Source organism: Bacillus sp. KNSH39, assembly GCF_052656585.1.
This window is the reverse complement of the sequence record NZ_JBQXYO010000001.1, coordinates 3038251-3051189: the sequence shown is the minus strand read 5'-3', so window position 1 is coordinate 3051189 and position 12939 is coordinate 3038251. Positions and strand designations below refer to the sequence as shown.

The following is a 12939-nucleotide window of genomic DNA, read 5'->3' as shown; positions in this document are numbered from 1 at the left end:
CCCTTTATTAATACATAAAACGATTGTGAAAACGTAGACGATCAAAAGCTTGAATAGAATCCGTATCAACGCGTTTACCGATGCGGACCATTAAACAGTTGGCAGGATGTGAACAAATTTCAGGATCGTCTGTAGCCATCCATTGTAACCCGCCAGCATTCATCATCTTCTCCATTACTTTTCGGTATTCCCACACATTCAATCCTGTTTGTTTCAAATCCCAGTGCCAATAATATTCAGTCGTCAATATAATGTAATCTTCCATATAATCGTCCATCATAGAAACCTCTAGTAAGTTCTTTCCGACAGAACTCCCGCGGAAGGCTGGGACTACTTCAATTGCCCCAAGCTCAATTAAGTTTTCCATTTTTCCTTCTGACCATCGTTCAAGTGGATCAGGATACAAGTATGTAACATATCCAACAATTGTTTGGTCATGTCTAGCAATAATGAGACGAGCTTCTGGTAATTTAGAAATTTCGACAATTGCTTTATATTGTTGCTCGGCAGGACGAAACGCAATTAAGTCTGGATGAAACTCATACATTTCTAAGTTATGTGTAGAGACAGGACCTTCAATAATTAAAGTGCCTTTCGCTGTTTTTAAGTTTCTAGCATTATATATTTTTTTATGAATCAATGTATTGCTCACCACCTTGAGGGTTTGTGAATCTATTAATATCGTACTTTATAATATATGCGATGTGAATCGAAATTTGTCATTAAAAATTTGTCTAAAAATCAACAAATATACTGAAAATTTTAAATAATGCCATTATAATAGATAATAGAATATATAGGAGGGGGATGTAAAGTATGAAAGTAGAAACGCTTCCTGTCATTAAAGGAGAAAATAATTTGCCGAATTATGATGAGGCATACGCGAATTTTAACTGGGAAGAGGTTAATAAAAACTTTACTTGGAATGAAACAGGCCGAGTAAATATGGCGTATGAGGCAATTGATAAGCATGCGAAATCCGATCGAAAGAATAAAGTAGCTCTTTATTATCAAGATGGATCGCGAAAAGAGAAATATACATTTAAGGAAATGAAGGATTTTTCTAATAAAGCAGGAAACGTCCTTAAGAATTATGGCGATGTAGAAAAAGGCGATCGCGTTTTTATTTTTATGCCACGTTCTCCAGAGTTATATTTCGCACTTTTAGGTGCAGTGAAATTAGGAGCAATTGTTGGACCGCTATTTGAAGCATTTATGGAAGGCGCAGTTCGCGATCGCTTAGAAGATAGCGAAGCAAAGGTGTTAATTACAACGCCTGAATTATTAGAGCGCGTACCATTAAATGATTTACCGGCTTTAAAAACAGTTTTCCTTGTTGGAGATAATGTAGAAGAAGGCGGTAAAACGGTAGCGTTCAATCCGTTATTTGAACAAGCTTCAAAAGAATTACATATTGAATGGTTAGGCCGTGAAGACGGTTTGATTCTACATTACACGTCTGGTTCTACTGGTAAGCCAAAAGGTGTGCTTCATGCGCAAAACGCAATGGTTCAGCACTATCAAACGGCGAAGTGGGTATTAGATTTAAAAGAAGACGATGTATATTGGTGTACTGCTGACCCGGGCTGGGTAACTGGAACAGCTTACGGTATTTTCGCACCGTGGTTAGTTGGAGCGTCAAATGTTATTTTAGGTGGACGCTTTAGTCCAGAAGCTTGGTATGAAGCACTGCAAGATTACGGTGTGACGGTTTGGTACAGCGCACCAACAGCATTCCGTATGTTAATGGGAGCTGGACAAGACGCAATTAAAAAATATGACTTATCACAAGTTCGTCACGTATTAAGCGTTGGTGAGCCGTTAAATCCAGAAGTAATTCGCTGGGGTATGAATGCATTTGGACTTCGTATTCATGATACGTGGTGGATGACAGAAACAGGTGGACAAGTAATTTGTAACTACCCTTGTATGGAAATCCGTCCAGGTTCAATGGGTAAACCAATTCCAGGTGTGAAAGCAGCGATTGTTGATAATGAAGGAAATGAAGTGCCTCCTTACACAATGGGTAACTTAGCAATTGCGAAAGGTTGGCCATCTATGATGCGCGGGATCTGGAATAACCAGCAAAAATATGAATCTTATTTCATGCCGGGAGATTGGTACGTATCAGGTGACTCTGCCTATATGGATGAAGATGGATACTTCTGGTTCCAAGGACGTATTGACGATGTAATTATGACGTCAGGTGAGCGCGTTGGTCCGTTTGAAGTAGAAAGTAAATTAATCGAGCATGCTGCTGTTGCAGAAGCTGGTGTAATTGGTATTCCTGATCCGGTGCGCGGCGAAATTATTAAAGCATTTATCGCACTTCGAGCAGGATACGAACCATCTGATGAATTAAAAGAAGAAATTCGTCAATTTGTAAAGAAAGGCCTAGCAGCTCATGCAGCGCCAAGGCAAATTGAATTTAGAGATAAATTACCGAAAACGAGAAGTGGTAAAATTATGCGCCGCGTATTAAAAGCGTGGGAGCTGAATTTACCAACAGGTGACTTATCAACGATGGAAGATTAAGAGAGAAAGGTCTGAACGAAAAATGTTCAGGCCTTTCTTTTTTATGATATCATGAACTCATATATATAAGTTAAAGGGGATAGTATGATGAAAACAGAAAAGGAAAAGATGATACTAGGAGAAATGTACATACCGGCTGATCCAGTTTTAGTACAAGAAAGAGAGCAAGCACGTATATTAACGAGAAAATTAAATGATACGCCAGAAGAGCAATTGAAAGAGCGTAGCGAAATCGTAAAAGAATTATTCGGAACGACAGGAGATAATATTCATCTTGAATCTTCTTTTAGATGTGATTACGGCTATAACATTCACGTTGGCGAAAATTTTTACGCGAACTTTGACTGTACGATTTTAGACGTATGCCCGGTAACAATCGGAGTGAACTGTATGTTAGCTCCAGGTGTTCACATTTATACAGCAACGCACCCGCTTGATCCAGTAGAGCGTATAAGCGGATCAGAATACGGAAAACCAGTTACAATTGGCGATAACGTATGGATTGGCGGAAGAGCAATTATTAATCCAGGTGTAACAATTGGAGACAATGCGGTAATCGCATCTGGTGCTGTCGTAACGAAAGATGTGCCTAATAATGTAGTAGTTGGCGGGAATCCTGCAAAGATTATAAAAAAACTAAAATAATATTTGAACGAAGTGCCTTCCTCGTCTGTATACATTTATGAAAGAATAGATGAGGGAGGCTTTTATATGTCTAATAAATTACTTCTTGCTTTTGCTTTAATTGGAATTATAGTTGTATTTTCTTGTGGTCTTTTCTTACCGATACCAATTGGATATAGAGTATCAATGCTTACAGCTGGAGCTATAATGGGAGTTCTGTTTTCAATAATTATTCCATTTGATAGAAAACATATAGTACGGAAAAATGGATATAAAATTGATTTTACAAAAACAAAAGTGTATTTTCGCTGGAATGTATTTGATACTATTTCTGTCTGCCTTGCGTTGTATGCATGCATATGTGTGCAAGCGTTAAATATTTTAGTTGCAATGGGATTTACGATTCAAAACCCATATGTGCAATTTTTTACAAATCAATCACAATTGTGGATTTTTATTGCGATTGCATATTTAATTTCCCGTATTTCATTAACGTTAAAAGGAATAAAGGAGATCAAAAATCATGGCGCAGATTGGGATTGAGGAGGAGCTCATGCTTGCGTATCAAAGTGGAGATAAACAAGCGGGAGAAAGACTATATATTTTAATCAAACCAGCGCTATACACATTTTTGTATCGATTTAACCGAGATGAACAATTAAGTATCGATCTTGTGCAAGATACGTTTTTGACGCTAGAGCGTAAGAAACATATGTATGAAATTGAAAAAGGTAAAATAAAAACGTATTTATTTCAAATTGGTTATCGTCTTATGATTAATAAATTGAATAGGAGAAAAAAGTGGCGTACGCTTTTGCCATTTTTAGTGCCGATTCCGGAAAAAGAATTTTCTCACGAAGATCGGCTCACAGTAAGAGAAGCAATTTTGAAAGTTCCAGAAGAGCAAAGAGCGGTCCTAATCCTTTCTTATTATCATGATATGCAGCAAAAAGAAATTGCAGAAATATTAAACATTCCGATTGGAACAGTGAAATCGAGACTTCATAATGGAATAAAGAAATTGAAACAATTGCTGGAGGTGGATGAAATTGAGCGAAAATCCCTTTAAGAGTGAATATAAGTTAAAGCAACATTTAGATAGTGATCATGTAGAAATACCAGACTTTCCAAAAACGGTAAGTCGATTCAATCGATTAATCGGGTTTCTTGGTTCCCCGGCGAAAGATCCTGTGGAGGCGACCATTGGGAATGATTTATCGGTTGTGTTTCATGTATCGTTATTAGTTGGGCTTCCGGTTATTTCTATAATTATGATATTAATTATAGGATTTTAAATAGGGTAGGAGAAATGAAGTGCATAGTGAAAGCTATGTGCTTTTTACATTTAGACATATTATGAAATTAATTCCAAATGCAATAATGATATGTTAATATACAAATATATAATTAATATGTTATTGAGAGGAAGATAAATTATGAGACAGTGTTCCAATTGTGGAAGTCAGGTGCGACAGCATGATAATTTTTGTGGGGATTGTGGTATGAATTTAGAGAAACAACAATGTTCAGAGGAGATATTAGAAACGAACAATGAATGGAATGTAGAGAATAAGAAAAAAACTAGTTTTCTAGCCCATAAACGATTCGTAGTTGTAAGTGCAATAGCCTTAATAATCGTTGCAAGCACTATTTATATTTTTTTAACTCATTCTTCTACTTTTAATAAGATGAAAGGGTATTGGTATGCTGGCGGTAAAGGGGCTTACCTTCAGATTCAAGAAATAGACGATAAAAATATTGAAATAGTGTTTTATGAAAAGAGAGGGAAAACAGAAAGAGTTAAAGGGAGTGTAGTAGATTATAATGATAATCAAGTAATATGTAATATGTCATACCCTTGGAATGGAAGAGTGAAATTGGAATTATTGGATGATACAACGTTGTACATGAGTGAAGAGGGAAAGAAATCGCATAAATTAAAACTGACAAAGGTTTCCGAAAAGGAGATGCAAGAGTTTTATGGAGGGGAAAAATCTTCAAGGTAGTTTGTATATAGTATTTTCTTCAATTTGACACATGCTAGTAAATAATGATATAAAGAAAAGTATATGAATAATTGAGCGTGGAAAGGGAGAAGTAGTGATCATTTCCCTGTTTTAGAGAGCTGATGGTCGGTGAAAATCAGCACATAGATGATCGCGAATTACGCCCCTAGAGCATCTTTTTTCGATTGAATTGTATTCAAAAGGGAAAAGACGGTGCTAAGCCGTTATGTAAATAAGGTGGTAGGCTTTTTGGCCTGCAACTAGGGTGGTAACGCGATAATCAAAATCGTCCCTTATTTGAAGGGGCGATTTTTTTATGTTTTCAACCTTCACGCCAGTAATGAACTTAAAGGAGAGTATGTAGGATATGGGTATTTTACAAGATCTTGAATTTCGCGGTCTAATTAATCAGCAAACAGATGCTGAGGGCCTTGAGCAATTATTAGAAAAAGAAAGCGTTAAATTATACTGTGGTTTCGATCCGACAGCAGATAGCTTACACATCGGTCATATGTTACCAGTATTAATGTTACGTCGTTTCCAATTAGCTGGTCACCAACCAATCGCACTTGTTGGTGGTGGTACTGGTATGATCGGTGACCCAAGTGGTAAAAAAGCAGAGCGTACATTAAATACGAAAGATACAGTTGCTTACTACACAGAAAGCATTAAAAACCAACTTTCAAACTTCTTAGAGTTCGAAAACGTGGACAACCCAGCAACAATGGCTAACAACTATGACTGGCTTGGTAACTTAGATGTAATTTCATTCTTACGCGATATCGGTAAAAACTTCGGTTTAAACTATATGTTAGCAAAAGATACAGTAGCATCTCGTTTAGAAACTGGTATTTCATTCACTGAGTTCAGTTACATGATTTTACAATCATACGACTTCTTAAACTTATACCAACACCATAATTGCCGTCTGCAAATCGGTGGTAGTGACCAATGGGGTAACATTACAGCTGGTCTTGAATTAATCCGTAAATCAGAAGAAGATGCGAAAGCATTCGGTTTAACAATTCCACTTGTTACAAAATCAGACGGTACGAAGTTTGGTAAAACAGAAGGCGGCGCAATTTGGTTAGACCCAGAGAAAACAACTCCTTACGAGTTCTACCAATTCTGGATCAACACAGATGACCGCGACGTTGTTAAATACTTAAAATACTTCACATTCTTATCTCATGAAGAAATTCTTGAGCTTGAAAAGCAAGTAGCTGAAGCACCAGAAAAACGTGCAGCACAAAAAGCATTAGGTTCTGAAATGACAAAACTTGTTCACGGCGAAGAAGCATTAGAGCAAGCGATTAAAATCTCAGCTGCATTATTCAGCGGTTCTGTAGCAGAACTAACTGCAAGCGAAATCGAGCAAGGATTCAAAGACGTACCATCTGTAGAACGTACTGCAGAAGATACAGTATTAATAGACTTACTTGTAGAAAGCAAAATCTCTCCATCAAAACGTCAAGCACGTGAAGATGTAACGAACGGCGCAATCTACGTAAACGGTGAGCGTATACAAGCGTTAGACTACGTTGTAACAGAAAACGACCGCATCGAGGGTAAATTCACAATCATTCGCCGCGGTAAAAAGAAATATTTCTTAATTCGTTACTAATTAGAAACGAATATAAACAAATAATACCCCGAATTATAGGCTGAAAAGTTTATGATTCGGGGTTTTTTATGTATGGATTTAAATCGCCGGATCTTTTTTTGAAAATAGAATATAAAGAATTAATATGAGCATATAAAGTAAACTAACTAGCATAACGATAAATGCTGTTGGATAAAATTTTGCTGCATATATAAAGAAATCGATTTGATAAATATCTTGGTAATTTGAAACGGTGCCTTTGAAGTAATTCGTAAACTTAGCGCTATATTTCCATTCATCAGGATTATCTATTAAATTACTCCCTTGATACCAACTCATCAGTGCTGAAGTAATAAATAGCATAAATGAACTTCCGAGTTGAACCATTTGGTTTATTGTCAAAAAGAATCCACCTCCTATTTAATGGTTATTATAGCGTGCATTCATAGGCCTGTAACCTTTTTGTTGTAATCTCCTTTTCGAGTTCATACGGAAATCACATGTAAGCGGTATGATAAATGTATAACAAATAGAAAGGAGTGGTAAAACAAAATGTCACTAGAAGCGCTCATTATTTTTTCTTTGCTAAATGCGGGTCAGCTTGCAGAGAATTCGAAGGTGGATGTACATAAAGAGCAGAAAGATGCTTATGTATATGTTCAAAAAGAGGAAAATAAATAATTTTATTTTATATATAAACGAAAAAAGCCAATCCACAGGATTGGCTTTTTGTCATTAACGAGAGTAGAACTCTACGATTAATGCTTCGTTGATTTCAGCTGGTAACTCAGCACGCTCAGCGTGACGAGTGTAAGTAGCTTCTAATTTGTCAGCATCGAAAGTTAAGTATTCTGGTACGAAGTTGTTAACTTCGATCGCTTCTTTAACAACAACAAGGCTGTTAGATTTTTCGCGAACGCTGATAGTTTGACCAGGTTTTACACGGTAAGATGGGATATCTACGCGAGCGCCATCAACCATGATGTGACCGTGGTTTACTAATTGGCGAGCTGCACGACGAGTGCGAGCTAAGCCCATACGGTAAACTAAGTTGTCAAGACGAGCTTCAAGAAGGATCATGAAGTTTTCGCCGTGCTTACCAGGCATTTTACCTGCTTGGTCAAATGTGCGACGGAATTGACGCTCAGTCATGCCGTACATGTGACGAAGTTTTTGTTTCTCTTGTAATTGTAAACCGTATTCTGAAAGTTTCTTACGTTGGTTAGGACCGTGAGGACCTGGTGCGTAAGGGCGTTTTTCTAATTCTTTTCCTGTGCCGCTTAGAGAGATTCCAAGACGACGAGACAGTTTCCAAGCTGGACCTGTATAACGAGCCATAGTTGACTCCTCCTTTAAAAATGTTTTTATTTACGTAAAATAAAAACAGACGTAATCGATATTTACGGGCATTTTGTTTTCATGTACCTTCGCTCCAGCAGCAGGGAGTTACGAGATACACCTCCGTAGAGGAACAAAATACAAACGATAAACTCACATTACAAGGCTGCCTTTTTATTTTACACAAACGCTATTATATCTTTTACCCAGAGTTTCGTCAAGCAAGTACGTTTTTGTTTTATGCATAAAAATTTTGGAAATTAATATAAGAAGGAATTTAAAACAATATAGAAGAAGAGATAGAAACACAAATAAAACGCTTACATAAAATGAAGGAAAACGTTCATCAAATTTTTATGGATGAATATGCGGCAATAAAAACATAAGGGGGATGTTTTTATGAAAAAGAAGCATATGGAGACAGCGTTAATTCATCACGGTTATAAACCTGAGGAACATAAAGGAAGTTTAACACCACCTTTATTTCAAACTTCTACATTTACATTTGAGACTGCGCAGCAAGGAGAGGCGAGTTTTGCGGGAGTGGATCCATCTTATATTTACTCACGGCTTGGAAATCCAACTGTGAAATTATTTGAAGAACGTATGGCGGTGTTAGAAGGAGGAGAAGAGGCACTTGCCTTCGGGTCTGGTATGGCAGCTATTTCAGCTACTTTAATCGGTTTTTTAAAGGCTGGAGATCATATTATTTGTTCAAATGGATTATACGGATGCACGTACGGTTTTTTAGAAGTGTTAGAAGAAAAATTTATGATTACGCATTCGTTTTGTGATATGGAGACAGAGGCTGATATTGAAAATAAAATTCGCCCAAATACAAAGCTTATTTTCGTTGAAACACCAATTAATCCAACGATGAAATTAATTGATTTAAAACAAGTGATTCGGGTTGCGAAGCGAAAAGGCTTACTTGTTATTGTTGATAATACATTTTGTTCACCTTATTTACAAAGACCGCTTGAGCTTGGCTGTGACGCTGTTGTGCATAGTGCGACAAAATATATTGGTGGTCACGGTGACGTTGTAGCAGGCGTAACAATTTGTAAAACGAAAGCATTAGCTGAAAAGATTCGCCCGATGCGAAAGGATATCGGTGGTATTATGGCACCGTTTGATGCGTGGTTATTATTACGCGGGTTAAAGACGTTAGCAGTAAGAATGGATCGTCATTGTGATAATGCAGAAAAAATTGTATCGTTCCTAAGAAAACATGACGCGGTAGAAGGTGTTTGGTATCCAGAAGGGGAGTTAGCATCTCGTCAAATGAAACGCGGGGGCGGTGTTATTTCTTTTTCAGTAAAAGGCGGAAAAGAAGAGACGCAAGCGTTTATTAATGATCTTCACTTTATTACAATTGCGGTGAGTTTAGGAGATACAGAAACGTTAATTCAGCATCCAGCAACGATGACGCACGCTGCGATTCCAGCTGAACTAAGAAAAGAAATGGGCATTTTCGATAATTTAATACGCTTATCAGTCGGTTTAGAATCGTGGGAGGATATCGTTTCTGATTTAGAGCAGGCATTAAAGAAAATATCTACTGTAAATCAATGAAAAAAGAGTGAGCTATCGGTTTTGTACAGGGCGTACTAAATCGATAACTCGCTCTTTTCTTTTTACATATGTTTTAGGAGTGTTTCCACAAACTTTTCTAAATAGCGCTGATCTACTTCATCAAAACGATTCTTTTCAGGACTATCAATGTCAAGTACACCAATGACAGCTCCTTCTTTCACAATCGGTACAACGATTTCTGAATTAGAAGCACTATCGCAAGCGATGTGACCTGGGAATTGGTGAACGTCTGCTACAAGCTGTGTTGTTTTCGTTTCAGCTGCTACGCCGCAAACGCCTCGTCCAAATGGAATGCGTACGCAAGCAGGCATTCCTTGGAACGGTCCAAGGACAAGCTGATTTCCTTCTGTTACGTAAAAGCCAACCCAATTAACGCGATCTAAAAATTGGTTTAATAATGCGGACGCATTTGATAAGTTTGCGACTACGTTTGATTCGCCAGTTAATAACGCATCCAGTTGTTTAATTACTGTCTCATATTGCTGCACGCGAGATCCTGCATAACTTTCTTTAGTAAACATGGAAACAGCTCCTTTTTTATCGAGATGTGTAAAATATTAGCAAAATACGATGTATTTCACATGACTTTGTCGATAGAAAATTAAAGGAATTTGTCTTAAAAGTCAAGAAATTTAAACTATAGCTGTTCAGTGAGGGGAAGTGAGCGCATGAAGCAGACGAAACAAAAAGTAATTGATGCGGCAATATCGTTGTTTAATACGAAAGGGTATGATGGAACATCGGTGCGAGACATTGCAAAGCGAGCGGATGTGAATGTAGCGAATATTTCATATTATTTTGCTGGGAAGCAAGGTTTATTAGAACAGCTTATTACTGATTTTTTAGAAGGATATATTCATGTGATTGAAATGTCGTTTGAACAGAGAGAGTATTTGTCGGCTAAAGATGTGATGGTGCAAATGGTGCGCGGGATTTTACGATATCAATTTGAAAATAGAGAACTAACACGTTTCTTCTACCGAGAGCTTTCGCTTGATACGACATTAATTCGTGAAGTGATGACCGTTTATTTTTCTAAAGAAAGATATTATATAGAACAAATGATTAGACAAGGACAAATGAAAAAAGAATTTCAGAAAGTATCATTTACAATGTTTATGACGCAATTAAAAGGTATGATAAATATGCCGTTTTTATATCCACAATATATATCAGAAGTACTGCATTCTTTCCCGTCTGAGACATTTTTCATAGAAATATACACGAAAGAGATTGAGCAATGGATGGAACAAGCATTATGTAAGGCGAATATGTACCATGAATGGCCAAGAGCTGTTCATATGTGAAGAATCCCCACCTAACGAACTGAGGTGGGGATTTTTATGTTTACTTTTCTTTGCCATAAATTGTTACATAAAAGCGCGATAATTGTTAATGCAGCTCCAGCGATTTCAATTTTATCGACTGTATAACCTCGAAAGATAGAACCGATCAGTGCAAGGATAGGAACTAAATTCATAAATAATATGCCGTTAATAGATGAAATATAGCGATTTCCCATATTCCAGCAAAATACAGCGATAACGCCTGCGATAATCGACATATAAAAGAGCTCAAAACGAACGCTCACAACTGTACGCAGTGACGGCATAGTAACTATATTTGTGTACGTTAAGAAAGTAACAATAACGATGAGTGAAATGGAGCCAAATAAACAAGTTAATGTCGTGTACCTAAGTGGTGACCAAGATTGAAAACGAGCACCCCCGTTTGTATAAATGACCCAGCAAGTAACGCCGCATAGCATCAATATATTTGTTGATAAGTGGCTTGCAGCTCCAAATAGTAATTCAATATTTCCTTTTGAAATGACAAGCATAACACCAAGTAATGCAACGAACATACAAAGGAATGTATAGTTTTGTGGGCGGCGATTTTGGGTTATCCATTGCAGTGATAAGGCAATCAGTGGCATAAGGGATTGAATCATAGCTGCATGGATTGCTCCGGAAGGTCCGGCAAGTTGTTGTCCGTAGAAAACGAGAAAACCATACCCCGCGAAACCGACTGTCCCGTAAAAGAATAGAGAAAGTGTTCTTTTTTCTAAGCGGAGTGAAGTCTTTCCTTCAGTAATTAATAGCAAAATAAGAAAAATAATAGCTGCTGATCCATAGCGAATCGTTGTGAAGAAGAATGGATCGATAAATTGCAGAGCATTTGCCATTACAGGAAACATAAATCCCCAGGCAGTGACAGCGAGTAAGCATAGAAAGGATCCGAGTAGCATTTGTTTTTTGTTCAAGAGTATCTTTCCCCTTTACATTTCGTTATAGTAAGTTGATGAAATAAGTATAAAGAGTAATTGTTTATAGGAGGAAATATCGATTTCTTATAACGGTTATAACTTTTTGTTAGAGGTGTGTACGATGGATTTGGAGGCAGTACGATCGTTTATTGAAGTGAAGCATACGCGAAGTTTATCAAAGGCAAGTAAGATTTTACATATATCGCAACCAGCGCTTAGTAAACAAATTCAAAAGTTAGAAGCGGATTTAGAGGTTACGTTACTTAAGCGTTCTGCGCAAGGAGTAGAGTTAACGGAGGCAGGAGAGTTATTTATAAAAAGAATGTTACCGATTTTGGAGCAAATAAATGAAGTGAAAACAGAAATGAGGGGGTATCAAGAGAACCGGAAGTTTTCAATTGGTATACTACCGAGTTTAGCGGAGCATTACATATCAGAATGTAAAAATATATTAGGTGATGAGTTCGAAGTGGAATGGCAAATCGGGCATACGGAAGTATTAAGAGATTTATTTAAAGCGCGGGAGATTGACGCGATGTTCATCGATTCAGTAGTAGAAGGTGCTACGTATATAAAAGAAGTGCAACAAGAGAAAATTGTTTGTGCCGTTTCAAATAATCATCCGTACAAAGAGAAGATAGTCATTCAAATAGAAGAGCTGCACAATGAAAAATTAATTGTATATCCAGAAATATGTGATGTAAGGAAAATGATTATGAACATGTTTCATGAAATAGGTGTAAAACCAACTATAGCTGTGGAAACATCTTACGCAGAACCGATGCTTGCAATGGTAAAAGCTGGCCTTGGTATCACGTTACTTCCAGAAAGGGCAGTAGAGCAGTCTGTAAGGCAAGGAAATGTACATGTAATTTCTGTTGAACCACCACTCATGCGGAAAATTTATTTCGTATCCCATACGAAAGATTGTTTGTTATTACAATCATTTGAGGATAGGGAGTGAGGTAGGC

The 12939-nt window shown here is 37.2% G+C and carries 16 protein-coding genes and 1 other annotated feature; of the genes, 11 read left to right on the top strand and 5 right to left on the bottom strand.

Translation table 11 applies throughout. The features are described 5' to 3' along the window. Window positions 1-7: 7 nt before the first annotated feature. Complete coding sequence (gene acuA, locus ACUL40_RS15580) at window positions 8-640, bottom strand: acetoin utilization protein acetyltransferase AcuA (protein WP_000581388.1); 633 nt, start codon at window positions 638-640, stop codon at window positions 8-10. 176 nt (window positions 641-816) lie between these two features. Between acuA and acsA the strand changes: the two genes are divergently transcribed. From acsA to tyrS, 7 genes are all read left to right on the top strand, one after another. Continuing rightward, entirely contained in the window at window positions 817-2535 is a 1719-nt protein-coding gene (gene acsA / locus ACUL40_RS15575; protein ID WP_000862049.1) for an acetate--CoA ligase, read from the top strand. A gap of 84 nt (window positions 2536-2619) precedes the next feature. After that, a complete protein-coding gene (locus ACUL40_RS15570) occupies window positions 2620-3180 on the top strand; it encodes a maltose acetyltransferase domain-containing protein (protein WP_002026426.1) in 561 nt (186 codons plus the stop codon). Window positions 3181-3246: 66 nt separating this feature from the next. Continuing rightward, entirely contained in the window at window positions 3247-3702 is a 456-nt protein-coding gene (locus ACUL40_RS15565; protein ID WP_000066427.1) for a hypothetical protein, read from the top strand. Continuing rightward, window positions 3683-4228: an RNA polymerase sigma factor gene (locus ACUL40_RS15560; RefSeq protein WP_000057198.1), complete on the top strand. Its 546-nt coding sequence runs from the start codon at window positions 3683-3685 to the stop codon at window positions 4226-4228. Before ACUL40_RS15565 ends, ACUL40_RS15560 begins: the two co-directional genes overlap by 20 nt. Further along, window positions 4209-4454, top strand: a complete 246-nt coding sequence (locus tag ACUL40_RS15555) for a hypothetical protein (RefSeq protein ID WP_001293790.1) — start codon at window positions 4209-4211, stop codon at window positions 4452-4454. The genes ACUL40_RS15560 and ACUL40_RS15555 overlap by 20 nt, the downstream gene beginning before the upstream one ends. A 141-nt stretch (window positions 4455-4595) precedes the next feature. Continuing rightward, window positions 4596-5165, top strand: coding sequence for a zinc ribbon domain-containing protein (locus tag ACUL40_RS15550; RefSeq protein ID WP_001248207.1), 570 nt, complete (start codon window positions 4596-4598; stop codon window positions 5163-5165). Window positions 5166-5234: 69 nt separating this feature from the next. Then, window positions 5235-5462 (top strand) — a binding site (T-box leader). 70 nt (window positions 5463-5532) lie between these two features. Then, a complete protein-coding gene (gene tyrS / locus ACUL40_RS15545) occupies window positions 5533-6789 on the top strand; it encodes a tyrosine--tRNA ligase (protein WP_000512080.1) in 1257 nt (418 codons plus the stop codon). Window positions 6790-6867: 78 nt separating this feature from the next. Here tyrS and ACUL40_RS15540 read toward each other — a convergent pair whose 3' ends face one another. Next, on the bottom strand, window positions 6868-7155 hold the full coding sequence (locus tag ACUL40_RS15540) for a YjdJ family protein (RefSeq protein ID WP_002198228.1): 288 nt from the start codon (window positions 7153-7155) through the stop codon (window positions 6868-6870). Between the two features lie 165 nt (window positions 7156-7320). On the opposite strand from ACUL40_RS15540, the gene ACUL40_RS15535 reads away from it, so the two are divergent. After that, the gene (locus ACUL40_RS15535; RefSeq protein WP_000050944.1) at window positions 7321-7449 is read left to right on the top strand and encodes a hypothetical protein; all 129 of its coding nucleotides are present in this window, start codon (window positions 7321-7323) and stop codon (window positions 7447-7449) included. 54 nt (window positions 7450-7503) lie between these two features. Here the strand turns inward: ACUL40_RS15535 and rpsD are convergent, their stop codons facing one another. Then, window positions 7504-8106, bottom strand: a complete 603-nt coding sequence (rpsD, locus tag ACUL40_RS15530; protein ID WP_000135315.1) for a 30S ribosomal protein S4 — start codon at window positions 8104-8106, stop codon at window positions 7504-7506. Window positions 8107-8505: 399 nt separating this feature from the next. On the opposite strand from rpsD, the gene megL reads away from it, so the two are divergent. After that, window positions 8506-9681, top strand: a complete 1176-nt coding sequence (gene megL, locus ACUL40_RS15525) for a methionine gamma-lyase (RefSeq protein WP_322367782.1) — start codon at window positions 8506-8508, stop codon at window positions 9679-9681. A 62-nt stretch (window positions 9682-9743) separates the two neighbouring features. On the opposite strand, the gene ACUL40_RS15520 is transcribed toward megL, so the two are convergent. Continuing rightward, window positions 9744-10223 carry a GAF domain-containing protein gene (locus ACUL40_RS15520; protein ID WP_000494340.1) on the bottom strand — a complete coding sequence of 160 codons (480 nt, stop codon included), beginning with the start codon at window positions 10221-10223 and terminating at the stop codon, window positions 9744-9746. Between the two features lie 147 nt (window positions 10224-10370). Between ACUL40_RS15520 and refZ the strand changes: the two genes are divergently transcribed. Then, window positions 10371-11009, top strand: coding sequence for a forespore capture DNA-binding protein RefZ (refZ, locus tag ACUL40_RS15515; protein WP_226368632.1), 639 nt, complete (start codon window positions 10371-10373; stop codon window positions 11007-11009). Between the two features lie 11 nt (window positions 11010-11020). Here refZ and ACUL40_RS15510 read toward each other — a convergent pair whose 3' ends face one another. Further along, window positions 11021-11965 (bottom strand): DMT family transporter, encoded by a 945-nt coding sequence (locus tag ACUL40_RS15510; protein ID WP_001036054.1) that lies wholly within the window; start codon window positions 11963-11965, stop codon window positions 11021-11023. Between the two features lie 124 nt (window positions 11966-12089). On the opposite strand from ACUL40_RS15510, the gene ACUL40_RS15505 reads away from it, so the two are divergent. After that, window positions 12090-12932 carry a LysR family transcriptional regulator gene (locus tag ACUL40_RS15505; RefSeq protein ID WP_071740844.1) on the top strand — a complete coding sequence of 281 codons (843 nt, stop codon included), beginning with the start codon at window positions 12090-12092 and terminating at the stop codon, window positions 12930-12932. Window positions 12933-12939 lie beyond the last annotated feature (7 nt).